General features: G+C 63.7%; 22 protein-coding genes. 12 read left to right on the top strand and 10 right to left on the bottom strand.

What is annotated here, in order from left to right:
• Window positions 1-136 precede the first annotated feature (136 nt).
• From AC0QUY_RS10150 to AC0QUY_RS10130, 5 genes are all read right to left on the bottom strand, one after another.
• A complete protein-coding gene (locus AC0QUY_RS10150; protein ID WP_057837325.1) occupies window positions 137-1,255 on the bottom strand; it encodes a branched-chain amino acid ABC transporter substrate-binding protein in 1,119 nt (372 codons plus the stop codon).
• Window positions 1,256-1,423: 168 nt separating this feature from the next.
• A complete protein-coding gene (locus AC0QUY_RS10145; RefSeq protein ID WP_475386736.1) occupies window positions 1,424-2,170 on the bottom strand; it encodes an ABC transporter ATP-binding protein in 747 nt (248 codons plus the stop codon).
• On the bottom strand, window positions 2,167-3,000 hold the full coding sequence (locus AC0QUY_RS10140) for an ABC transporter ATP-binding protein (protein WP_475386735.1): 834 nt from the start codon (window positions 2,998-3,000) through the stop codon (window positions 2,167-2,169). The genes AC0QUY_RS10145 and AC0QUY_RS10140 overlap by 4 nt, the downstream gene beginning before the upstream one ends.
• On the bottom strand, window positions 2,997-4,265 hold the full coding sequence (livM, locus tag AC0QUY_RS10135; RefSeq protein WP_475386809.1) for a high-affinity branched-chain amino acid ABC transporter permease LivM: 1,269 nt from the start codon (window positions 4,263-4,265) through the stop codon (window positions 2,997-2,999). The genes AC0QUY_RS10140 and livM overlap by 4 nt, the downstream gene beginning before the upstream one ends.
• Before the next feature lie 62 nt (window positions 4,266-4,327).
• A complete protein-coding gene (locus AC0QUY_RS10130; protein WP_161853718.1) occupies window positions 4,328-5,245 on the bottom strand; it encodes an ABC transporter permease subunit in 918 nt (305 codons plus the stop codon).
• Window positions 5,246-5,521: 276 nt separating this feature from the next.
• On the opposite strand from AC0QUY_RS10130, the gene AC0QUY_RS10125 reads away from it, so the two are divergent.
• Together AC0QUY_RS10125 and AC0QUY_RS10120 are read left to right on the top strand one after the other, a co-directional pair.
• Entirely contained in the window at window positions 5,522-5,683 is a 162-nt protein-coding gene (locus AC0QUY_RS10125) for a hypothetical protein (protein WP_475386734.1), read from the top strand.
• A gap of 224 nt (window positions 5,684-5,907) precedes the next feature.
• Window positions 5,908-6,405 (top strand): hypothetical protein, encoded by a 498-nt coding sequence (locus tag AC0QUY_RS10120; protein WP_475386733.1) that lies wholly within the window; start codon window positions 5,908-5,910, stop codon window positions 6,403-6,405.
• On the opposite strand, the gene AC0QUY_RS10115 is transcribed toward AC0QUY_RS10120, so the two are convergent.
• The 3 genes from AC0QUY_RS10115 to AC0QUY_RS10105 all read right to left on the bottom strand — a co-directional run bounded on the left by AC0QUY_RS10115 (window position 6,385) and on the right by AC0QUY_RS10105 (window position 9,123).
• Window positions 6,385-6,777, bottom strand: coding sequence for a carboxymuconolactone decarboxylase family protein (locus AC0QUY_RS10115; RefSeq protein WP_161853720.1), 393 nt, complete (start codon window positions 6,775-6,777; stop codon window positions 6,385-6,387). The two genes, AC0QUY_RS10120 and AC0QUY_RS10115, sit on opposite strands and share 21 nt — an antisense overlap.
• Window positions 6,778-6,882: 105 nt before the next feature.
• Window positions 6,883-7,665, bottom strand: a complete 783-nt coding sequence (gene pcaD / locus AC0QUY_RS10110) for a 3-oxoadipate enol-lactonase (protein ID WP_475386732.1) — start codon at window positions 7,663-7,665, stop codon at window positions 6,883-6,885.
• A 102-nt stretch (window positions 7,666-7,767) separates the two neighbouring features.
• Window positions 7,768-9,123, bottom strand: a complete 1,356-nt coding sequence (locus AC0QUY_RS10105; RefSeq protein WP_475386731.1) for a 3-carboxy-cis,cis-muconate cycloisomerase — start codon at window positions 9,121-9,123, stop codon at window positions 7,768-7,770.
• Between the two features lie 157 nt (window positions 9,124-9,280).
• On the opposite strand from AC0QUY_RS10105, the gene AC0QUY_RS10100 reads away from it, so the two are divergent.
• The 9 genes from AC0QUY_RS10100 to AC0QUY_RS10060 all read left to right on the top strand — a co-directional run bounded on the left by AC0QUY_RS10100 (window position 9,281) and on the right by AC0QUY_RS10060 (window position 16,705).
• On the top strand, window positions 9,281-9,727 hold the full coding sequence (locus AC0QUY_RS10100) for an SRPBCC family protein (RefSeq protein ID WP_161853723.1): 447 nt from the start codon (window positions 9,281-9,283) through the stop codon (window positions 9,725-9,727).
• A 187-nt stretch (window positions 9,728-9,914) separates the two neighbouring features.
• Window positions 9,915-10,394 carry a (2Fe-2S)-binding protein gene (locus AC0QUY_RS10095; RefSeq protein ID WP_057858206.1) on the top strand — a complete coding sequence of 160 codons (480 nt, stop codon included), beginning with the start codon at window positions 9,915-9,917 and terminating at the stop codon, window positions 10,392-10,394.
• Window positions 10,395-10,430: 36 nt separating this feature from the next.
• Window positions 10,431-11,234 (top strand): FAD binding domain-containing protein, encoded by an 804-nt coding sequence (locus tag AC0QUY_RS10090; RefSeq protein ID WP_475386730.1) that lies wholly within the window; start codon window positions 10,431-10,433, stop codon window positions 11,232-11,234.
• A 52-nt stretch (window positions 11,235-11,286) separates the two neighbouring features.
• Entirely contained in the window at window positions 11,287-12,192 is a 906-nt protein-coding gene (locus AC0QUY_RS10085; RefSeq protein WP_161853725.1) for an AAA family ATPase, read from the top strand.
• 109 nt (window positions 12,193-12,301) lie between these two features.
• Window positions 12,302-13,507: a vWA domain-containing protein gene (locus tag AC0QUY_RS10080; RefSeq protein WP_475386729.1), complete on the top strand. Its 1,206-nt coding sequence runs from the start codon at window positions 12,302-12,304 to the stop codon at window positions 13,505-13,507.
• Between the two features lie 13 nt (window positions 13,508-13,520).
• Window positions 13,521-13,850, top strand: coding sequence for an XdhC family protein (locus tag AC0QUY_RS10075; RefSeq protein ID WP_025589337.1), 330 nt, complete (start codon window positions 13,521-13,523; stop codon window positions 13,848-13,850).
• Window positions 13,847-14,551: an XdhC family protein gene (locus tag AC0QUY_RS10070; protein ID WP_475386728.1), complete on the top strand. Its 705-nt coding sequence runs from the start codon at window positions 13,847-13,849 to the stop codon at window positions 14,549-14,551. Before AC0QUY_RS10075 ends, AC0QUY_RS10070 begins: the two co-directional genes overlap by 4 nt.
• A complete protein-coding gene (locus tag AC0QUY_RS10065; RefSeq protein WP_475386727.1) occupies window positions 14,548-16,149 on the top strand; it encodes an NTP transferase domain-containing protein in 1,602 nt (533 codons plus the stop codon). Before AC0QUY_RS10070 ends, AC0QUY_RS10065 begins: the two co-directional genes overlap by 4 nt.
• 166 nt (window positions 16,150-16,315) lie before the next feature.
• A complete protein-coding gene (locus AC0QUY_RS10060; RefSeq protein ID WP_475386808.1) occupies window positions 16,316-16,705 on the top strand; it encodes a DUF4189 domain-containing protein in 390 nt (129 codons plus the stop codon).
• Between the two features lie 90 nt (window positions 16,706-16,795).
• Here AC0QUY_RS10060 and acmB read toward each other — a convergent pair whose 3' ends face one another.
• Complete coding sequence (gene acmB, locus AC0QUY_RS10055) at window positions 16,796-17,989, bottom strand: methyl acetate hydrolase AcmB (RefSeq protein ID WP_161853729.1); 1,194 nt, start codon at window positions 17,987-17,989, stop codon at window positions 16,796-16,798.
• Window positions 17,990-18,114: 125 nt separating this feature from the next.
• The gene (locus AC0QUY_RS10050; protein WP_475386726.1) at window positions 18,115-19,764 is read right to left on the bottom strand and encodes a flavin-containing monooxygenase; all 1,650 of its coding nucleotides are present in this window, start codon (window positions 19,762-19,764) and stop codon (window positions 18,115-18,117) included.
• A gap of 349 nt (window positions 19,765-20,113) precedes the next feature.
• On the opposite strand from AC0QUY_RS10050, the gene AC0QUY_RS10045 reads away from it, so the two are divergent.
• On the top strand, window positions 20,114-20,995 hold the full coding sequence (locus AC0QUY_RS10045; RefSeq protein WP_475386725.1) for a helix-turn-helix domain-containing protein: 882 nt from the start codon (window positions 20,114-20,116) through the stop codon (window positions 20,993-20,995).
• The last annotated feature ends 48 nt before the right edge of the window (window positions 20,996-21,043 follow it).

Here is a 21,043-nt window from a genome sequence, read left to right as displayed (position 1 = left end):
ACATGGAACTCAGCCCCATGTTCCCAATGCGCCGGGAACCCGATAGTTCCATTGGTCCCCAAATTATTTGGAACCCGAAGCGAAAACGCCTCGGCATGGCCGAGGCGTTGATCTTTTTCATCCGATCTCCGAGGGATCAGGAGCCCTTCGGATTGATCTCGGTGTAGTTGCCCTTGGCGTCCCACTTGTAGACGACGTAGTCGATCACCTTGATGTCGCCCTTGGCGTCGAAGCCCAGCTTGCCGAGCACGGTGTCCCATTCGCCGGCCTTGATGGTCTCCATCACCTTCTTCGGATCGGTGGTCTTCGCCTTCGCCACTGCCTGTGACCAGACCTGCATCGTGGCGTAGGTGTAGAGGGTGTAACCTTCGGGATCGATGTTCTTGGCCTTGAACTTCTCGACGATCGCCTTCGCGGTCGTCTTGTTGCGCGGATCGGGACCGAAGGTGAACAGCGTGCCTTCGGCGGCCGGACCCGTGATCGAGGCGAATTCCTTGTCGTTCAGGGCGTCGCCCGCCATCAGCACCGTCTTGAGGCCCTGATCGCGCATCTGGCGCAGGATCAAGCCTGCTTCCTGATGATAGCCGCCGACGAAGACCAGATCGACGTTGTCGCGCTTCAGGCGGGACACGATCGAGTTAAAATCCTTGTCGCCCTTGTTGTAGGATTCGAACATCTTCTCGGTGACGCCGGCCTTGTTGAGCGCCTTCTTGGTTTCGTCGGCGAGGCCTTTGCCGTAGGTGGTCTTGTCGTTGAGGATGGCGACATTCTTGCCCTTGTAGTTCTTGACGATGTAGTCGGCGGCAACCAGGCCCTGCTGGTCGTCGCGGCCGCAGACGCGCGCCACGTTCCAGAGCTTGCGCTCGGTGAACAGCGGGTTGGTCGAGGCCGGCGTGATCTGCAGAACGTTGCCGTCAGCGTAAGCTTCCGACGCCGGGATCGACGAGGACGAGCAGAAGTGACCGGCAACGAACGGGATCTTCGCGCTGGCGAACTTTTCCGCCACCGAGCGCGCCTGCTTGGGATCGCAGGCGTCGTCGCCGACCTGTAGCGCCAGCTTCTTGCCGAGCACGCCGCCGGCGGCGTTGATGTCGGCCACCGCCTGTTCGGCGCCGTTCTTCATCTGCCGACCGAACGCGGATTCGCCGCCCGTCATCGGGCCCGCCACTGCGATGGAGATGTCCTGCGCCAGCGCGGTGGTCGACAGCGCCAATGATGCGCCCAATGCCAGGCCGATGAGTTTCAATGATTTCATGAGGTATCCTCGCGGGTTGCTCGATTTCCGGGATACACCCGGCGGGCCGGGTGCGAAAACCGCGTCCATTGTCGGCTGATTTTACCGCGAAGTCATCGGCAATTTTCGGGCAAACCCACCGTCCCATCGCAGCATCTTGCCGCATCGGGCGCCAGGGTTGGCGGAACGTTACTCTCGCCGGCCGCCTTCCAGATAGGCGGCGCGGATTTCCGGGCGCTGCAGCAATTCGCTGCCGGTTCCGGAGAGCGTAATCAGGCCGTTGACCATGACATAGCCACGATGGGCCAGTTTCAGCGCGTGGTTGGCGTTCTGTTCGACGATCAGAACGGTCAGGCCGTCCTGCCGGTTCAGGGTCCTTATCGCATCGAAAATCTGCCGCGCGATCAGGGGGGCCAGTCCCAGCGACGGCTCGTCCAGCATCAACAGGCGAGGGCGGCTCATCAGGGCCCGGCCGATCGCCAGCATCTGCTGCTCGCCGCCGGACAAGGTGCCGCCGCGCTGGGTCATGCGTTCCTTGAGCCGCGGGAACAGCGCGAACACGCGCTCCAGGCTGATCGCCCGGTCGGACTCGCTGCTGTCGGTCGCGTCGGCGCCCATCTGCAGGTTTTCCGCCACGCTCATGCGCGGGAAGATGCGCCGGCCCTCCGGGGATTGCGCGATGCGCAGCCGCGCAATGTCATGCGTCGGCACGCCAGTGATGTCCTGGCCGTCGAATTCGATGCGGCCGGAGCGGGCGCGGGGCCGGCCGAAGATCGTCATCATCAGCGTCGACTTGCCGGCGCCGTTGGCGCCGATCAAAGCGACGATTTCGCCGGCATTGATATCGAGATCGACGCCCTTCAGCGCCTCGATCTTGCCGTAGGCCGCGCGCAGCGAGCGGATTGCGAGCAGGGGTGTCTTCGATGGGGCGCTCACGTGCCGCTCTCCATCACCGCGATCGCTTCCTCCTCGTCGGTGCCGAGATAGGCGGCGATCACCTTGGGATCGTCGCGGATGTGCTTCGGCGTGCCCTCTGCGATCTTGACGCCGTGATCCATCACGACGACGTGGTCGGAGATTTCCATCACCACGCTCATGTCGTGCTCGATCAGGAGGATCGAGGTGCCCTGGTCGGCGCGGATCGAGAGCAGCAGTTCGCTTAAAGCGGCGCTTTCCCGCGCATTCAATCCGGCGGCCGGTTCGTCGAGGCACAGCAGCGCGGGCCCGGTGCACATCGCGCGCGCGATTTCCAGGCGCCGCTGGTCGCCATAGGGCAGGTTGCCGGCGGCATCGTCGGCGCGATCCAGCAGCCCGATGCGGTCAAGCCAGGTCCGCGCCAGGTCGATCGCGGCCTGTTCGGCGTTGCGCCAGGACGGCGCGCCGATCAGGCCGAGAAACGTCAGGCCGGAGGCACGCATTAGTGCATTGTGCTGCGCCACCATCAGGTTCTCCAGCGCCGTCATGCCGGGAAACAGGCGGATGTTCTGGAAGGTGCGCGCGACCCGGGCCAGCTTGGCGATCCGGAAATCGTTCAGCCGTTCGAGCTGTATGGTGCGGCCGTCATCATGGGTGAGGCGAATGGCGCCCGATGTCGGCTTGTAGAAACCGGTGATGCAGTTGAATACGGTGGTCTTGCCGGCGCCGTTCGGCCCGATCAGCGCGGTGATCTTGCGGCGCTCGGCGCTAAACGTGAGCTCGTTGACGGCGACGATGCCGCCGAAGCGCATCGACAGCCGGTCGACGGACAGGATGTGATCGCCGCTCATCCGTGGCCCTCCTTGACGAGGTCGGACGAGATCGCTTCCTTTCGCGTGAGGAACACGGTCGGCGCGCGATGGCCGATCAGGCCGCGCGGCCGCCAGATCATCAGCAGCACCATCGCCATGCCGAACACCAGCATGCGGTACTGGTCGAGCCCGCGGAACAGCTCGAAGCCGCCGATCATGGCGAGCGCAGCGAGCGCTACGCCGAGCTGCGAGCCCATGCCGCCCAGCACCACGATCGCCAGCACCAGCGCCGATTCATGGAAGGTGAAGGATTCCGGGCTGATGAAGCCCTGCCGTGTCGCGAAGAACGCGCCAGCAAAACCGCCGAACATCGCCCCCGTTGCAAACGCCGTCAGCTTGGTCGTGGTCGTATTGATGCCGAGCGCGCGGCAGGCGACCTCGTCCTCGCGCAGCGCCTCCCAGGCGCGGCCGAGGGGAAGGCGGCGCAGCCGGATCGTGACCCAGTTGGTGAGTAGCGCCAGCGCCAGGATAATGTAAAACAGAAATACGATGCGGTGGGTCGGCGAGAATTCGATGCCGAGCAGGGCCGCAAGCCCGTCGTCAGCAGGCGTGAGCGGGATGCCGAACAGGGTTGGCCGCGGAATGCCGGTGACGCCGTTCGGTCCGCCGGTTACGCTCTGCCAGTTGATCAGGACGAGGCGAATGATCTCGCCGAAGGCCAGCGTGACGATCGCGAGATAGTCGCCGCGCAGCCGCAGCACGGGAAAGCCGAGCAGCACTCCCCAGAACGCGGCGAGAATGCCGGCGAGCGGCAGGCAGATCCAGAACGACAGCCCGAAATTGGTGGCAAGCAGCGCATAGGAATAGGCGCCCACCGCGTAGAACGCGACATAGCCGAGGTCGAGCAGGCCGGCGAGGCCGACGACAACGTTGAGCCCCCATCCAAGCATGACGTAGGTCAGCACGAGGATGGCGAGGTCGAGAATGTAGCGCTCGTTGTAGAACAGCACCGGTACCAGGAAGGTGAACACCAGCAGCACCGGGGCGACCAGGCGTCCGGCAAGCGACAGCGCGCTCCGCACCGGAGCGGGGACCACCCTGATGGTGTCGACCGGCCCCCACCATTGCCGCAGCAGCTCGATGAGGATGCTGCCGCCGAACACGGCCGCCACCATGGCGGCGAGGTCGCCAAAGCGCGTCCAGTAGGTCAGTTGTCCGTCCGGCCCCGCTTCGGTGCGCACGCCGATCATCAGGGAAAACAGCACCAGCGCCACCAGCGCGCTGATCAGCGACTTCTTGAGGATGAAAGCGGCGCCCGGAGCGCGCGAGGTTTGGACGGCGGGGTTTGCGCTCACGCGGCGGCCCGTCAGACTTTTTCGACTTCGGGCCGGCCGAGCAGGCCGGTCGGAAGGAAGATCAGGACCACGATCAGGATCGAGAACGCGGCGACGTCCTTGTATTCGACCGAGAAATAGGCCGACCACAGCGTCTCGATCAGGCCGATCAGGAGCCCGCCGAGCATCGCGCCGGGCAGCGAGCCGATGCCGCCGAGCACGGCCGCGGTGAACGCCTTGATGCCGGCGACGAAGCCCATGAAGAAATCGACCAGGCCGTAATAGAGCAGGTACATCATGCCGGCGACGGCGGCGAGCGCGGCGCCGATCACGAAGGTCATGGAGATGGTGCGGTCGACGTCGACGCCGAGCAGCGAGGCCATGGTCTGGTCCTGCTCGCAGGCGCGCATGTCGCGGCCGAGCCGCGTGCTCGACACCAGCCAGGTGAACAGTGCGAGCAGCACCACGGTGGTGACGACGACGATGATCTGGATGTTGGAAAGCTGCACGACAAAGCCTTCAGCGCCCTCGTGCAGCGTATAGCCGCCGGTGATGATCGGCGGCACCGGTTTGACGCGGGCGCCCTGGGCGACCTGCGAATAATTGGTCAGTACGAATGACATACCGATGGCGGAGAGCATCGGCGCCAGGCGGAACGAGTGCCGCAGCGGCCGGTAGGCGATGCGCTCGACTGTCCAGCCATAGAGCGCGGTGATCGCCATCGATACCAGCAACACGACGAGGAGTATCAGCGGGATGGCGGTGAGGCCGAACGAAACCAGGATCAGGAAGGTGATCAGGGCGATGAAGCCGCCGATCATGAAAATATCGCCATGGGCGAAATTGATCATGCCGACGATGCCGTAGACCATGGTGTAGCCGATGGCGATCAGACCGTAGATCGAGCCGAGCACGAGGCCGTTGATGAGTTGCTGGGCGAAGTAATCCATGCGCTGCCGTTTTTTGTATGAGGACGCGGCGAGAGCTCCGGCAGCCCATGACGACGCGTCGTGTCGTTTTCTAACAGGTGGGAACCGGCGGCGGCAACAGCGCCGGGTGCGGCTTAATTGGCTTGTACAGAGCTAGTTTTTGCGCAGCGGTTCCCCCGTCACAGTCCGGACACGGCTTTGCCTTCCGATGATCGCAACCGGAACTGCTGTTCCGCAGCAACCAATGCCGCGCCCCTCCGTTGATTCGGGCTACGTCTAAACAACGGAGATCCCTCGATGAACAAGATGAACCAGAACCCGGGTCAGCAGAACCAGAATCCGGGTCAGAAGCCTGGACAGCAGCAGCAGGGTGGCGGTCAGAAGCCGGGCCAGCAGCAGCAGGATCCGGGACGTCAGGGACAGAACCCTGGTCAGGGAAACCCCGGCCAGGACCGCTAGTCGGACTGGTTGGTTAGACTAAAGAAGGTCCCGCCGAGAGGCGGGACTTTTCTTCTTTTATGCGCGCTTCGGCCGTGATCGGGACACGAGTAGAGGAGGTGACGAGCGGGGCCGGGGCATTAAGGTAAACAAATGGTTTAAATTGCCGCTCGCGATCGATGGGCGTTACGTCGCCCACTAAACCGGCGCCTTCCACCGGGCCGGCGTAGCAAGCGGGAAGCGACATGGCTGGAAAGATCAGCTCATTTAACGGCGTGCTGCTGGCGGCCTATTTCATTCCGGTCTGGACCAGCACGGCCTCCAACATCATGGTTTCGCCGATCCATGGTCTCTACCAGCGGCCGAATATTTCGCTGGCGCTGTTCGTCAGCGATCATCTGCAACTCTCCGGCCTTTCCACTGTCCGCGTCGCCTGGCTGCTGGCGCTGGGGCGTATGACCGTGGTGGCGTTCCTTGCGGCGTTTCTGGTCTTCATCAGCCGCGCGTCGATCCGAAGGAGCGGCGGCTGTGACGAAGCGCTCGGCATTGCGCTCGCGCTCGGCAGCGTGATGAGTTTTGCCGGCGTGGTGATGGCCTCGCAGGTCGGCGAGACCGCGGCGCTGCGGCTGCATGCAGCCGAGCTGATGATGATGCTCGGTACCATCATCGTCATGCTGGTCGAGCGGCCGGCGCAGCCGCAGGCTGACGCGGCGCCGGGCCAGCTAAGCCTTCAGCAAACCTAGCTCCGCGATGATCGCGCCGGCTTCCTTCACGGCGTGGTTGGCCGCCGGCACGCCGCAATAGATCGCCTGCTGCAGCAATATTTCCTTGATGTCATCGGGCGTGAAGCCGCCTTCGCTAAGTGCTGCGCGCACATGCAGGCGGAATTCATCCCATTGTCCCAGCGCCACCATGGTGCCGATCACGAGCACCCGGCGGGTGCGGTGGTCGAAATGCGGCCGGGTCCAGATATCGCCCCAGGCATAGCGGGTGATCAGGTCCTGGAAATCGGTATTGAACGCGTTGCGGTTCTTGATCGACTTGTCGACCCACTCGTTGCCGAGCACCTTGCGGCGCTGAGCCATACCGTCGTCGCGGCGTTGGTTGTCGTCCATTGTACCTCCCAGAGTCGTCATTCCGGGGCGATGCGAAGCATCGAACCCGGAATCTCGAGATTCTGGGTTCGCCTCTTCGAGGCGCCCCGGAATGACGACGATCGTCTACCGTTGCGTCAAAAAACCGATCACTGCATCAGTGAAAGCGTGCGGCTGCTCGACGTTGGAAATATGCGCGGCGTCGAGCAGCGTCATGCTGGCGCCGGGAATCCGGCTGCGCATGAATTCGCCGTCCGCGACGGTCGTCGACATGTCGTGACGGCCGGCGATGATCAGCGTCGGGCTCTTGATCTTGGGCAGCAGCTCGCGCTGGTCGAGCGTCGACAGCGCCTCGCAGCAGGCGATGTAGCCCTCGACCGGCGTCGTCAGCATCATCGCCTTCATGTTGGCCGCGATCTGCGGCTCGCGCTCGCGAAAATCCGCTGTCAGCCAGCCCGCCAGCACGGCATCGGCGACCGCGGCGATGCCGCCTGCCTTCACCGCCTTGATGCGGTCGTTCCAGCGCGTCGGGTCCGGGTAATAGCAGGTGGTGTTGGCCAGGATGATCTTGCCGAACCTGTCAGGCGCGTTGGCCCCCAGCCATTGTCCGACCATGCCGCCCATCGACAGGCCGCACCAATGCGCCTTCGCGATGTTGAGGTCGTCAAGGATCGCCAGCACGTCGCGGCCGAAGCGCTCCAGAGAGTAGGGGCCGGGCGGCACGCTCGACTTGCCATGGCCGCGGCGGTCGTAGCGGATGACGCGGAACACCTGCGTCAGCGCCTTCATTTGCGGCTCCCACATCTGCATGGTCGAGCCCAGCGAATTCGACAGCATCAGCGTCGGTCCGCCGTCGCGGCCTTCGACGGATACGTTGAGCAGGCACCCGTCGGCGTCGATCATCGGCATGGCTTTTTTCCTCGTCATGCGCGGGCTTGACCCGCGCATCCATCCAAGAAGAGTCCATTCAACGAGATGGATTGCCGGGTCAAGCCCGGCAATGACATCTGATTACTTGTGGTCCAGCGAAGCGAGCAGCCGGTCGATCAGTGCCTGCGAGGCGCCCTGATAGGCCATCGGCTCGAACAGATCTGCAATTTTCTCGGCGCCGAGTTGTGCCGTGACTTTCGAGTCGTTCGTCAGCACGTCGCGCAGATGCTTCTTGTCCTTGACCGCCTTCTTGCTCGCGGCTTCGACCAGATGATGCGCGTCGCTCTTGCCGATCTTTTCGGCCAATGCCATCGCCACCGCTTCGGCCATGATCAGCCCGTCGGTCGCGTCGAGATTGGTGCGCATGCGCGCGGCGTCGACTTCCAATCCTTCGGCGATATCGACGATCGCCGCCAGCGCGCCCGAGGTGACCAGCAGCAGGGTCGGCAGCGTCGGCCATTCGGCGTGCCAGGGACCGGCGCTGCGCTCGTGGTCCTGCACCTGCGCAGCAAAAATCGTTGCCGCGAGATTGGGCGCCATGGTCGCCGCGGCAAGCGCGCTGGCCGCCGCCACCGGGTTGCGCTTGTGCGGCATGGTGGAAGAGCCGCCGCGGCCTTCGCCCGACGGTTCGAAGGCTTCGCCGACATCGGTCTGCATCATCAGCGACACGTCGCGCGCGATCTTGCCGCAGGTGCCGGCAAGAATCGCGACTACGCCGGCCGCTTCCGCGATGCGGTCGCGGTGGGTGTGCCAGGGCGCATCGGGCAAAGGTAGCTTCAGTTCCTCGGCCAATCTTTCCGCGACCGCCAATCCCTTGTCGCCCAGCGCCGCAAGCGTGCCGGCGGCGCCGCCGAATTGCAGCGCCAGCGTCTCGCTGCGCAGGCGCTTAAGCCGCAGCTTCGAGCGCTGCAATGCAGCGGCATATTCGGCGAGCTTCAGTCCGAACGGCATCGGCGGCGCATGCTGCAGCCAGGTGCGGGCGACCACGGGCGTGTTGCGGTGCTGACGCGCCAGCTTGGCAAAGCCAGCTATCGCGCGATCGATGTCGGCGAGCAGCGCGTCGATCGCGGCGCGAAGGCCGAGCATGGTGCCGGTATCGATGACGTCCTGGCTGGTCGCGCCCCAATGGACGTACCGCGCGGCGTTGGCATCGGCCTTGGCGACAACAGACGTCAGCGCCTTGACGAGCGGGATGGCGAGGTTGCCGGATCTCGTTGCGGCATCAGCCAGCGCGGCAAGGTCGAATGATTCGGCCTTGCACGCATTCGTGATCGCTACTGCCGCACCCGACGGAATCACCCCAAGCGCGGCTTCGGCTCGGGCCAGCGCGGCCTCGAAATCCAGCATATTCTGCAGGCTTGCCACATCGTCGCAGACCGCGCGCATCGCGGCGCTCGACAACATTGGAGCCAGCAGGGGGGAAAGGGACGTACTCATCTCTGTGCGACCTAACCATCCCGGCCTGTCAAAGCCAATGCCCTTGTCGCCAAGCACTTGTTGCACGTGCGAAGATGCATCGCTCATCGCCCTTCCTTTTGGCCCGGGCGTGCTTTACTTGGGGGAGAACAGTTGAAGCGATCCAGGAGGCACCCCCATGGCCATGACGATGAACGGCGAAGTCCAGCTTGCAGCGTCGCGCGAGGCCGTGTGGGCCAAGCTGAACGATCCGGAAGTGCTGAAGGCCTGCATTCCCGGCTGCGAGGAGCTGGAAAAGACTGAGGATAACGGCTTCCGCGCCACCGCCAAAATGAAGGTCGGGCCGGTCTCCGCCCGCTTCAAGGGCAAGGTCATGCTGAGCGACCTCGATCCACCCAACGGCTACAAGATCTCGGGCGAAGGCGAGGGCGGCGTCGCCGGCTTCGCCAAGGGCGGCGCCACGGTGGCGCTCACCGAGAAGGATGGCGGCACGCTGTTGAGCTATAATGTCGAGGCGCAGATCGGCGGCAAGCTGGCCCAGCTCGGACAGCGCCTGATCAACGGCGCGGCCAAGAAGCTGGCCGACGAATTCTTCGCCAATTTCGGCAAGGCCGTCCAAGGCTGATTCCGTCAAGGCTGATTCCGTCCGCCCACCCTGGCCGAACAGGCCAGTCAAGTCACTCAGGCCATGTCCCAGGCGAGGGGCTCCCGAGGTTGCTCATTACCGGGATGGCCCATATTATGGGCTTTGGAATGACTATAAATCGCCTGCGTTGCCGGTATATCCGGCGGTGCAGCCCAAGAGAGTGCTGATGGCCAAGATTTCCCTGATCGTGAACGGTAATCCCGTAAACGCCAATGTCGATTCCCGTACCCTGCTGGTCCAGTTTCTGCGGGAAAATCTCCGGCTGACGGGCACCCATGTCGGTTGCGATACCTCGCAATGCGGCGCCTGCGTCGTCCATCTCGACGGCAAGGCGGTGAAGTCCTGCACCACGCTCGCGGTCATGGCTGATGGCCATGAAGTCCGCACCATCGAGGGCCTGGCCGCCGACGGCGCGCCGCTGCATCCGATGCAGGAAGCCTTCCGCGAACATCACGGCTTGCAGTGCGGCTTCTGCACGCCCGGCATGATCATGACCGCGGTCGATCTGGTCAACCGCAAGGGCCACGACCTGTCGGACCATGTCATCCGCGAGGAGCTCGAAGGTAATCTGTGCCGCTGCACCGGCTATCAGAACATCGTGACCTCGATTGCCGCCGGCGCCAAGGCGATGGCCAAATCCGCTTAATCGATTTTCATCGCGAGTAGCGATCAGGAAGTTCTCATGTACGAATTCAAATATCATCGTCCGGCGACCGTGCGGCAGGCTGCCAATCTCCTGGTGAAGAACGAAGACGCCAAGGTGATCGCCGGCGGCCACACGCTGGTCCCGGTCATGAAGCAGCGGCTCGCCAGCCCGCCGCATCTGGTCGACCTCTCCCACATCGAAGGGCTCGATGCCATCGAGATGAAGGGCCGCTCGCTGGTGATCGGCGCCACTGCCAGCCATGCCAGTGTCGCGACATCGCCAATCGTCGGCGAGGCCATACCCGCGCTCGCCGAACTCGCGGGCGGAATCGGCGATCCCGCTGTGCGCCACAAGGGCACGATCGGCGGCTCGCTCGCCAACAACGACCCGACCGCGGATTATCCCGCAGCCGTGCTCGCGCTCGGTGCCACCATCGTCACCAACAAGCGCCGCCTCAAGGCGGAAGAGTTCTTCCATGGCCTGTTCTCGACCGCGCTGGAAAATGACGAGATCATCACCAAGGTGATGTTCCCGCTGCCGAAGAAGGCGGCCTATATCAAATTCCGCAACCAGGCCTCGCGTTACGCGTTGGTCGGCGTGTTCGTCGCCAAGCGTCCGTCGGACGTGCGCGTCGCCGTCACCGGCGCGGGCTCGGACGGCGTGTTCCGCGCTACCGCGTTCGAGGAAGCCTTGAAGAAGCGCTTTTCGCACAAGGTGCTCGACGGCATTTCGGCATCTGCCGAGGGGCTGAACAGCGATCTGCACGGCAGCGCCGAATATCGCGCGCACCTGATCGGCGTGCTGACGCGCCGCGCCGTCGAAGCGGCGACGGCGAAGTAAGCTTGCCGATTTCCGGCTTATCAAGATTGGCGATCCCAAGATTGGCTATCCCATGACTGCATCGGCGCTGCCCAAATCCGTCGATGGGATGCTTGAGCTCCTGACCTCGCGCGGCTATCTGGCCGAGCGGTCGCTGGCGACGGTGACTTACCTGTCGCTGCGGATGGGCCGGCCGCTGTTCCTCGAAGGCGAGGCGGGCGTCGGCAAGACCGAGATCGCAAAAGTCCTGTCGGCGGCGCTGGGGCGCAAGCTGATCCGGCTACAATGCTACGAAGGCCTCGACGTCGCCTCCGCCGTCTACGAGTGGAGCAGCGCCGCGCAGATGATCGCGATTCGCCTCGCCGAAGCCGCCGGCGATACCGATCGCGAGCAATTGTCGTCGGACATCTTTGCCGAGCGCTTTCTGATCAAGCGCCCGCTCTTGCAGGCGCTGGAGCCGGACGTTGCCGGTGCGCCGGTACTCCTGATCGACGAACTCGACCGCGCCGACGAGGCGTTCGAGGCATACTTGCTGGAAATACTCAGCGACTTCCAGGTCACGATCCCCGAATTCGGCACCATCAGGGCGCCGCAGCCGCCGATCGTCATCATCACCTCGAACCGCACCCGCGAGATCCACGACGCGCTGAAGCGCCGCTGTCTCTATCACTGGGTGGATTACCCCGATGCCGAGCGCGAACTCGCGATCGTCAAGTCGCGCGTGCCGGGCATCTCCGTCAAGCTTTCGCAGCAGGTCGTCAGCTTCGTGCAGGCGCTGCGCGATCAGGATTTCTACAAGTCGCCCGGCGTCGCCGAGACCATCGACTGGGCCACCGCGCTGACCGAACTCGACGCTCGCTCGCTGACGCCGCAACTGGTCGGCGACACGCTGGGTGCGCTGCTGAAATATCAGGACGACATCGCGCGCATGCAGGGCGACACGCTGCAGAAGGTTTTGAAGGAAGCGACGAGCGACTAGGTCGTCGTCATTCCGGGATGGTCCGAAGGACCAGACCCGGAATCTCGAGATTCCGGGTTCGACGCTGACGCGTCGCCCCGGAATGACGGCAGAGGAAACCGGCTCGACCATGACTAACATCGATCACCTCAATCCCCCGACCGGGCACATGGCCGACAACGTCATCGGCTTCGCCCGCGCGCTGCGCGCTGCCGGCATCCCCGTCGGCCCCGGCGCCGTCATCGACGCCCTCAGCGCGCTGCAGGTGATCGAGATCGGCAACCGCGGCGACGTCTACACCACGCTGGAAGCGATCTTCGTCAAGCGCCACGAGCACGCGCTGATCTTTGCGCAGGCCTTCGACCTGTTCTTCCGCGCCGCCGAGGACTGGAAGCACATGCTGGATTCGGTGCCGCTGCCGGACCACGCCAAGAAGAAACCGCCGCCGGCCTCGCGCCGCGTGCAGGAAGCGCTGGCGCAGCCCTCGATGCGCGACGAGACGCACGAGGTCGAGCAGCAGGAGCTGCGGCTGTCGGTCTCCGACAAGGAGATTTTGCAGAGAAAGGATTTTGCGCAGATGAGCGCGGCCGAGATCGCCGAGGTCACCCGCGCCATCGCCAATATGAAGCTGCCGCAGGCGGAGTTGCGCACCCGCCGCTATCAGCCGGACGCCAAGGGCCTGCGCCTCGACATGCGCCGCACCCTGCGCAGTTCCTTGCGCACCGGCGGCGAGATCATCGACATCCGAAAGCTCGGCCGGATCGAGAAGCCGGCGCCGATCGTGGCGCTGCTCGATATCTCCGGTTCGATGAGCGAATATACCCGCCTGTTCCTGCATTTCCTCCACGCCATCACCGACGCCCGCAAGCGCGTCTCCGTGTTCCTGTTCGGGACGCGGCTCACCAATGTGACACGGGCGCTGCGAGCGAAGGATCCCGACGAGGCGCTGGCGAGCTGTTCGTCCTCGGTGGAGGATTGGGCCGGCGGCACCCGCATCGCCACCTCGCTGCATAGCTTCAACAAATTGTGGGGCCGCCGCGTGCTCGGTCAGGGCGCCATCGTGCTGCTGATTTCCGACGGGCTGGAGCGGGAGGCGGACGCCAAGCTCGCCTTCGAGATGGACCGGCTGCACCGGTCCTGCCGCCGACTGATCTGGCTCAATCCATTGCTCCGCTACAGCGGTTTTGAGGCCAAGGCGCAGGGCATCAAAATGATGTTGCCCCACGTTGACGAATTCCGCCCGGTGCATAACTTGACGTCGATGGAAGGGCTGATCGAGGCGCTTTCGGCGCCGCCGCCGCCACACCACATCAGCCGCATCCGATCGGCAGCCTGAAGGAGGTTCTCCCATGCTCAACCGCGACGAAGACATTCTGCAGGCCGCCGAGAACTGGCAGAAGGCCGGCCACGGCGTGGCGCTGGCGACCGTGGTCGAGACCTGGGGCTCGGCCCCGCGCCCGGCCGGCTCCAGCCTCGTCATCAACGATGACGGCACGTTTCTGGGCTCGGTCTCCGGCGGCTGCGTCGAGGGCGCCGTGGTCACCGAGGCGCTCGACGTGATCGCCAGCGGCAAGCCAAAAATGCTCGAGTTCGGCGTCGCCGACGAGACCGCCTGGAATGTCGGGCTGTCCTGCGGCGGCACCATCCGCGTCTTCGTCGAGAAAGTCGGTCAGTCGTGAAACTGGAAACCCTGGCTCAAGTGAATGCCGAGCGCGCCGCGCGCCGGCCTGTCATCGTGATCACCGATACCGCCAATGGCGACCAGCGGCTGGTGAAGGCGAAGGACATCGCCACCGATCCGCTCAGCGCCGAACTTTCAAAACAGCTCCGCATGGGCAAGAGCGCCATGATCGAGTCCGGCGGCAAGAAGCTGTTCCTCAATGTCCACGCGCCGACCGCGCGGCTCGTCATCGTCGGCGCGGTCCATATCAGCCAGGCGCTGGCGCCGTTGGCGCGCTCGCTCGATTACGACGTGACGGTGGTCGATCCGCGCACCGCCTTCGCCAGCCCCGAGCGCTTCCCCGACGTGCCGCTGATCGCCGAATGGCCTGACGTGGCGCTGCCGCCGCTCAATGTCGATCACTACACCGCCTTCGTCGCCGTCACGCATGATCCGAAGATCGACGATCCGGCGCTGCTGCATGCGTTCGAGCGCGACTGCTTCTATATCGGCGCGCTCGGCTCGCGAAAGACCCATGCCAAGCGCGCCGAGCGGCTGAAGGCGCAGGGCGCCTCCGACGCGGACATCGCGCGCATCCATGCACCGATCGGCCTTTCCATCGGGGCGGTATCGCCGTCGGAAATCGCGGTCGCGATCATGGCCGAGATCACCGCCGAGCTGCGGCTTCCTAAGGAAACCGCGAAGGTTCAGGCGGCATGAAATTCGGGCCCGCCAGTCCGGCCGATGCGATTGGCGGGGTCACCGTGCATACGCTGCGGCAGGGTTCGCTGGTGCTCAAGAAGGGCACCACGATCGGCCCCGCCGAGGTCGAGGCGCTCACCAAGGCGGGCGTCAAGGAAATCGTCGTGGTCCGGCTGGAAGAGGGCGACGTCTCCGAGGACGAGGCCGCCGCCAGCATCGCGCAGGCAGTGGCGGGCGAGGGCGTCAATGTCGAGCGCGCCTTCACCGGCCGCGCCAATCTGTTCGCGGCGCAAGCCGGCGTGCTGGTGGTGGATCGGTCAGCGGTCGACCGCATCAACGGCGTCGACGAGGCCATCACCTTTGCCACGCTTTCGGCCTTCAAGCCTGTCGTCGAAGGCGAGATGATCGCAACCGTCAAACTCATTCCGTTCGGCGTCGAGGCGAAGCTGCGTGATGCCGCCGTGGCGGTAGCAGGAAAAAACACGCTGCGGATTGCGCCTTACGTCATCAAGCGCGTCGGCGTGGTCTCGACGCTGCTGCCAGGGCTGGCGCCGAAAGTGATCGACAAGACCTTGCGCGTGACGGCCGAGCGACTGGCCCCGGCGGGCGCCAGCATCATCGCCGAACGCCGCGTGCCACATGACGAGGCCGATCTGGCTGCCTCGATCAAGGAATTGCTCGGCCTCGGCGCCGAGCTGGTGATCGTGTTCGGCGCCTCCGCGATCGCCGACCGCCGCGACGTGATCCCGGCCGCGATTACCGAGATCGGCGGTGCGATCGAGCATTTCGGCATGCCGGTCGATCCCGGCAATCTGCTTCTGATCGGCAGCGCCGGTGGCGTGCCGGTATTAGGCGCGCCGGGCTGCGCGCGCTCGCCGGTTGAGAACGGCTTTGACTGGGTGCTGATGCGGCTGCTGGCGGGGCTGAAGGTCACGCGGGCTGAGCTAACCGGCATGGGCGTCGGTGGCCTCTTGATGGAAATCGTCACCCGGCCGCAGCCGCGCGTCGCCGATATCGAAGCCAACCGCAACGTGGCTGCCATTGTGCTCGCCGCCGGCCGCTCGACGCGGATGGGCGGTCCCAACAAGCTCTTGGCCGAAATCGACGGCAAAAAACTGGTGCGGATCGTCGCCGAGCAGGTGCTCGCCTCGAAGGCAACCGAGGTGATCGTCGTCACCGGCCATCAGGCCGAGCTGGTCGAGCAGGCCCTGGCGGGCCTCAATGTAAAGTTCGTCCGCAATCCCGATTTCGCCGGCGGGCTCGCGTCATCCGTCAAGGCCGGCATCGCTGCGGTACCCGAAAACGCCGACGGCGCCATCGTCTGCCTCGGCGACATGCCGCTGATCTCGGCAAAGCTGATCGACCAGTTGATCGAAACCTTCGCGCCGGACCGCGGCCACCTGATCGCCGTCCCCGTCAGCGACGGCCGCCGCGGCAATCCCGTGCTGTGGTCACGGCGTTTCTTTAAAGAATTGATGACGCTCGACGGCGACGTCGGCGCCCGCCACCTGATCGCCAAGCACGCCGAAGCGGTGGCCGAAGTCCCGGTCGACGGCCAGAGCGCATTTCTTGATATCGACACCCCGCAAGCGCTGGAAGCGGCGCGGCGGGGGTAATCCGTAGGGTGGCAAAGGCGCACTTGCGCCGTGCCCACCATGCATCCGCAAACTCGAAAGATGGTGGGCACGCTTCGCTTTGCCCACCTTACAAAACCTCCCATTCACCAAGTGGAAACTTCCACGCAGCTAGATTCTCCCCGTTACCTCGGGGGAGGGGATTTTGATCGTTTCGACCGTCGCGGCACAGCGCCGCGCGCTGTTCGTCGTTGCATTGACGCTGATACTGGCCGTCTCGAGCACCATCACCAAGGCGTGGGCAGCCGGCGCGCTGGCGGTCGGCAAATGCGGTGCCTATGGGCAGGCCTATGACTATCCGGCCGAGGCCGACGCGCGCACCGCGGCGCTGAAGCAGTGCAAGGGCAACTGTACCGCCATTGCCATGAAGCGCGCCTGCGCAGCCCTTGCCGTCGACATGACCAATCCCTGCGGCGCCCACGGCTATGCTGTGAAGCCGAAGATTTCAAGCTCGCTCAACGCCGCCACGAGGAAATGCTACGAATTCGGCGGCAAGGAATGCGTCATCCGCGCCTGGGCCTGCGACGCCAAGGGATAGCGCCAAGGGCGTGCACCCATAAAGCCGTGAGATGCTGCGTCGCTCACTTTAAGCGACGCAGCATTGATCCGTCCATCCAATCTGTGGAGCCTAGCCCGCCTTTCGCAGCTTCAGGCTCTCGTAGAACGCGGTTTCGAAGTTCATGTAACCGACGAACGAAGCCGGATCGCCGAAGGGCAGAATTTGTGTGGCCCAGAATCCGCCAATGCCATTCGCCCGGTCGATCCAGTAGAAGAGATTGGCAAGACCAGCCCAACCGAGAGCACCGGCTGGGCGTCCGGTAGGCGCCTGTTGGTCGTTGATCATGAATGTCAGCGCCCAGGACTTCGACTGGCCTGGAAAGAACTCCGCGTCATTGGACAGCGAGGGGATGACACCCGGAAGGGCCGTCACCTTCTTGTCGCCCAGGTGGTTCTGCGCCGCCATGCGTACGGTCTCGGGCTTCAGCACGCGGCCATTCTCGCCCGCACCATCGTTAAGCCACATGCGAATGAAGCGCATGTAGTCGCCGACGGTGGCGTAAAGGCCATGGCCGCCCATGTGAACTTCCGGGTTGGCAGGAAGCTCGAAGTCCATTGGCGTGAGCGAGCCATCGGCGCCGCGCGCATGCACCCCGGCCAGCTTTCCGCGCATTGCCTCGGTGAGCTCGAAGGTCGTGTCCTTCATTCCGAGCGGCTCGAATATGCGCGCCTTGAACACGTCGCCGAGCCGCTTTCCGGTGATGGCCTCGACGATTTGGCCGCACCAGTCGATATTGGTTCCGTATTCCCATTTGTCGCCCGGATCGAACAGCAGCGGGGTCATCAGCGACGCCTTGGACGAGGTGATGACGCTGGATTGCCCTTTCTCCTGTGCCAGGCGATTATAGGTTTGGCTGAAGAAGTCGTAACCGAAGCCGGCGGTGTGAACCATCAGCATGCGCGTGGTCACATCGCGCTTCGGGGGGCGTAACCTCGGCTCGCCCTTGGCATCGAAGCCATCGATGACCTGAAGCTTGCCGATGTCGGGCGCGTAGGTCTTGGCAGGCGCATCGAGATCGAGCTCGCCTTGTTCAACGAGCTGCAGGATCGCCGTGCCGGTGATCGCCTTGGTGGTCGAGAAGATGGCGAAAACGCTGTCCGTCGTCATTTCGGCCGCCTGATCGAGACGGCGCTTGCCGGCCGCGCCCTCGTAGATGTTGCGATGACGGTCTGTGACCATCGCGACGACACCGGGGACGCGCGGGTTTGACGCAACGACCCCATCGAGGACGGCGTTTGCCGCCACATTGAAATTAGTGCTCATCGTCTTCCTCCGCTTTTCGAATGAATGCTGTCGATGGATATCGCGCCGCCTGGAGCTCGCGGCCGGTCGCACGCGACCGCGAGCGGTCGCGCGCACCGTCGTCACGACGCCTGGCGGCGCCGCGCTCATTGCATGGTGAAGCCCGGGTAGCCGTTCGCGGCGACCTCGTTACATTTCTGGTGATAGGTACCTACACCGCCGGTGTAGGACAGCACCCGCCGCGGTTTGCCTTCGACGTTCGAGCCGAGATACCAGGAACTGGTCCTCGCAATGAGTGTCGCATTGGCGGTCTCGTCGTGATGCGCTACCCATTGGTCTTCCGCATCCTTTGTCGGCTCGATGACTTTCAGATTCCGGCTGCGCAGGTACTTGATACAGTCGTCGATCCACTCGACCTGCTTCTGCAGGCACGTCGTCATATTGCACAGGGCGGCCGAGGGAGCGAGCGGCACGGCAGTCGTGAACAGATTCGGGTAGCCGTGAATCTGCAGGCCCATGGTGGTGCGGATATCCGCGCTCCATTCGTCTTTCAATGCCCTTCCACCCCGGCCGCGGATGTCGATGCGCGTCAACGCACCCGTTCCGGCGTCGAACCCGGTTGCCAGAATGATGACGTCCAGCTCGTGGACGGTCCCGTCCGCCGTCTGAAGGCCATCAGGGGTCGCGCGCTCGATCGGATTGGTCTTGACGCTGACGATCTCGACATTGGGACGATGGAAGGTCTCCAGGAAGCTCTGCTCCAGCGGCACGCGATGCGTTCCAAAACCGTAGTCGGACGCGGACGGAATGAGCAGTTCGCACAGCTTCGGATCCTGCAGCCGCGCGCGCATCTTCTCGCGCACGAATTCGGATATCTGCCGGTTGACCTCATCGTCGAAGAACATCTCGCCGAAGGAGGCGAGCCACAGCTTCAGGGAACCATCGTTCCAGCATGCTTCAAGGACCTCGCGGCGACGCTCGGGCGTGAGATCGGCCCAAGCGTGCTCGAAATCATACTCGAAGCCGGTGAATGTACTCGGCAGCTGCTTGGTGAAAAACTGGAATCGCGCCTTGTAGGCATCGACGTCGGCAGCGCTGTATTTGGGATTCTTCATCGGGATGATGTATTGCGGCGTGCGGATGAAGACCTTCAGATGACCCGCGTCGCTGGCGATCGTCTGGATGACCTGGATGCCGGTCGCCCCGTTGCCCACCACGCCAACGCGCTTGCCGGCAAGACTGACGCCCTCCTTGGGCCAGCGCGCCGTATGGAATAGCTGACCCTTGAACGTCTCCTGTCCCGGAAATCTTGACGTCAGGGGGGCCGAGAGCATGCCGCAGCAGGTGATGAGGAATTGGGCGTCGATCGTATCGCCCGCGTTGGTCAAAATCGTCCAACGCTGCGTTGCCTCGTCGAAATGCGCGCGCTCGACGGTGGTATCGAACTGAATGTCCTTGCGAAGATCGAGGCGGTCGGCGACGTAATTCAGCCAACGCTCGATTTCGGGTTGACCGGGGAATTTCTCGCTCCAGCTCCATCCCCTGTAGAGCTCTTCGGAGAAGAGATATTGATAAATATAAGCTTCCGAATCGAAACGCGCGCCTGGGTAGCGATTCCAATACCAAGTGCCGCCAACGCCGGAGGCGGATTCGATTACTCTCACGTTCAATCCCTGCTCGCGCAGACGGTACAGTTGATAAAGGCCGGCGACACCGGCTCCGATGACCACGGCATCGAACGTCGCCATCTTCTGCTTCCCGTTACCTCCACGTGACTCTGTGGCTGCTTGCGTCATGCTTCCCTCCATTGGCATTTGTTGCTGAAAGACACGCGACGTCGTTCGCCCGTCGCGAGACGGACGGCGCGTCTAGTTATCGTTCACGGCAGAACTGGCGGCTGGACGCTTCAGGTGCGCGTCTCTTCTGAATTGCCTGCTCTTATCCGTGTTGGACGAGGAAGCTAATGGCCGTCCTGCGTTCGCGGCTTGGATGAATTCCGCATTCCTTTGAACGAAATGGCGGGGGTTGGAAAGCCGTCTGCAATGGCTCTTGGCAAATTGCAAAACGGTCGTATGCTCGCCGGCGCCGTCTGGCCAAGGAATAGAGCGGTCAACCGCCCCAAATTCCAGATGCGGGAGATACGCGATGGGCCGATTGATCACGGTGGAGGAGCTTCCGCAATACGCCGGCGGCGAACTCAAGCTGGACAGCGTGGCGACAGGCATGCCGGAATTTCGCGTGAGGGTGTTCCGCTACGCGCCGTCCGAGATCCTGGTCCCGGGGGCGGAGAATTATCTGATCGTCAATTATCGCGAAGGCGCGACTTCCATGAACCGTCGCGTGAGTGGGCCATGGAAGCAGGATCACGTCGGCCGTGGCGTGACGACATTGCTGACGCGCGCGGAGCCTTCGAACTGGGTATGGCGCCACGATATTGAAGTGTCTCATTTCTACATCTCGCCCGCGCTCATGATGAAGACGGCAAGCGACGCCTTCGACCGTGACGCGGAGCGCGTTGAACTGCATGACCTGGTGCGCGCAGAAGATCCGGTACTGGCCTGGATCAGCGATCAAATGGTTCAGGAGGTGGCCACGGGAGGGCCGGGTGGGCGGCTCTGCTACGATGCGCTGGCGCTTCAGGCCAACGTGCACATCTTGCGAAAATACGCCTCTGTGCAGTTCAAGTTGCCCTGCGCGCAGGGACGTTTCAGGCCAGCCCATGCGCGGCTGATCGAAGACTACATCGAACAAAACATCTTCCGGAACATCACGCTCGAGGAATTGGCTGGCATCTGCAACTGCACGTCGGTTCAGTTCGCGCGCAAATTCCAGGCGCATTACGGAACCCGGCCGCATGCCTATGTCTTGAAACGCAAGGTGGAACGGGCGTGCCAGCATCTGCGTAAAGATCGTCTGCCGCTCAAGGAGATCGCGCTTCTGAGCGGCTTCGCCGATCAGAGCCATCTCAACCGGGTCTTTCGCCGGCACATGAACGTCACGCCGGCCGAGTATCGCCGGCAGCAGTGAATAGCAGTAATGATAGAGGCTGCCTTCGGTTGGCACAGAATGCCGGCC

It is taken from the genome of Bradyrhizobium sp. WYCCWR15520 (genome assembly GCF_056174665.1).
This window is presented reverse-complemented; position numbering and strand designations above follow the sequence as displayed.

What these genes read in the sequence shown, in the direction of transcription:
- AC0QUY_RS10045 (WP_475386725.1), top strand. Translation starts at nt 20,114, where the DNA reads ATGGGCCGATTGATCACGGTGGAGGAGCTTCCGCAATACGCCGGCGGC.
- AC0QUY_RS10125 (WP_475386734.1), top strand. Translation starts at nt 5,522, where the DNA reads ATGAACAAGATGAACCAGAACCCGGGTCAGCAGAACCAGAATCCGGGT.
- AC0QUY_RS10100 (WP_161853723.1), top strand. Translation starts at nt 9,281, where the DNA reads ATGGCCATGACGATGAACGGCGAAGTCCAGCTTGCAGCGTCGCGCGAG.
- acmB (WP_161853729.1), bottom strand. Translation starts at nt 17,989, where the DNA reads ATGAGCACTAATTTCAATGTGGCGGCAAACGCCGTCCTCGATGGGGTC.
- AC0QUY_RS10120 (WP_475386733.1), top strand. Translation starts at nt 5,908, where the DNA reads ATGGCTGGAAAGATCAGCTCATTTAACGGCGTGCTGCTGGCGGCCTAT.
- AC0QUY_RS10140 (WP_475386735.1), bottom strand. Translation starts at nt 3,000, where the DNA reads ATGAGCGGCGATCACATCCTGTCCGTCGACCGGCTGTCGATGCGCTTC.
- AC0QUY_RS10090 (WP_475386730.1), top strand. Translation starts at nt 10,431, where the DNA reads ATGTACGAATTCAAATATCATCGTCCGGCGACCGTGCGGCAGGCTGCC.
- AC0QUY_RS10150 (WP_057837325.1), bottom strand. Translation starts at nt 1,255, where the DNA reads ATGAAATCATTGAAACTCATCGGCCTGGCATTGGGCGCATCATTGGCG.
- AC0QUY_RS10075 (WP_025589337.1), top strand. Translation starts at nt 13,521, where the DNA reads ATGCTCAACCGCGACGAAGACATTCTGCAGGCCGCCGAGAACTGGCAG.
- AC0QUY_RS10085 (WP_161853725.1), top strand. Translation starts at nt 11,287, where the DNA reads ATGACTGCATCGGCGCTGCCCAAATCCGTCGATGGGATGCTTGAGCTC.
- pcaD (WP_475386732.1), bottom strand. Translation starts at nt 7,665, where the DNA reads ATGCCGATGATCGACGCCGACGGGTGCCTGCTCAACGTATCCGTCGAA.
- AC0QUY_RS10130 (WP_161853718.1), bottom strand. Translation starts at nt 5,245, where the DNA reads ATGGATTACTTCGCCCAGCAACTCATCAACGGCCTCGTGCTCGGCTCG.
- AC0QUY_RS10115 (WP_161853720.1), bottom strand. Translation starts at nt 6,777, where the DNA reads ATGGACGACAACCAACGCCGCGACGACGGTATGGCTCAGCGCCGCAAG.
- AC0QUY_RS10095 (WP_057858206.1), top strand. Translation starts at nt 9,915, where the DNA reads ATGGCCAAGATTTCCCTGATCGTGAACGGTAATCCCGTAAACGCCAAT.
- AC0QUY_RS10065 (WP_475386727.1), top strand. Translation starts at nt 14,548, where the DNA reads ATGAAATTCGGGCCCGCCAGTCCGGCCGATGCGATTGGCGGGGTCACC.
- AC0QUY_RS10105 (WP_475386731.1), bottom strand. Translation starts at nt 9,123, where the DNA reads ATGAGTACGTCCCTTTCCCCCCTGCTGGCTCCAATGTTGTCGAGCGCC.
- AC0QUY_RS10080 (WP_475386729.1), top strand. Translation starts at nt 12,302, where the DNA reads ATGACTAACATCGATCACCTCAATCCCCCGACCGGGCACATGGCCGAC.
- AC0QUY_RS10050 (WP_475386726.1), bottom strand. Translation starts at nt 19,764, where the DNA reads ATGACGCAAGCAGCCACAGAGTCACGTGGAGGTAACGGGAAGCAGAAG.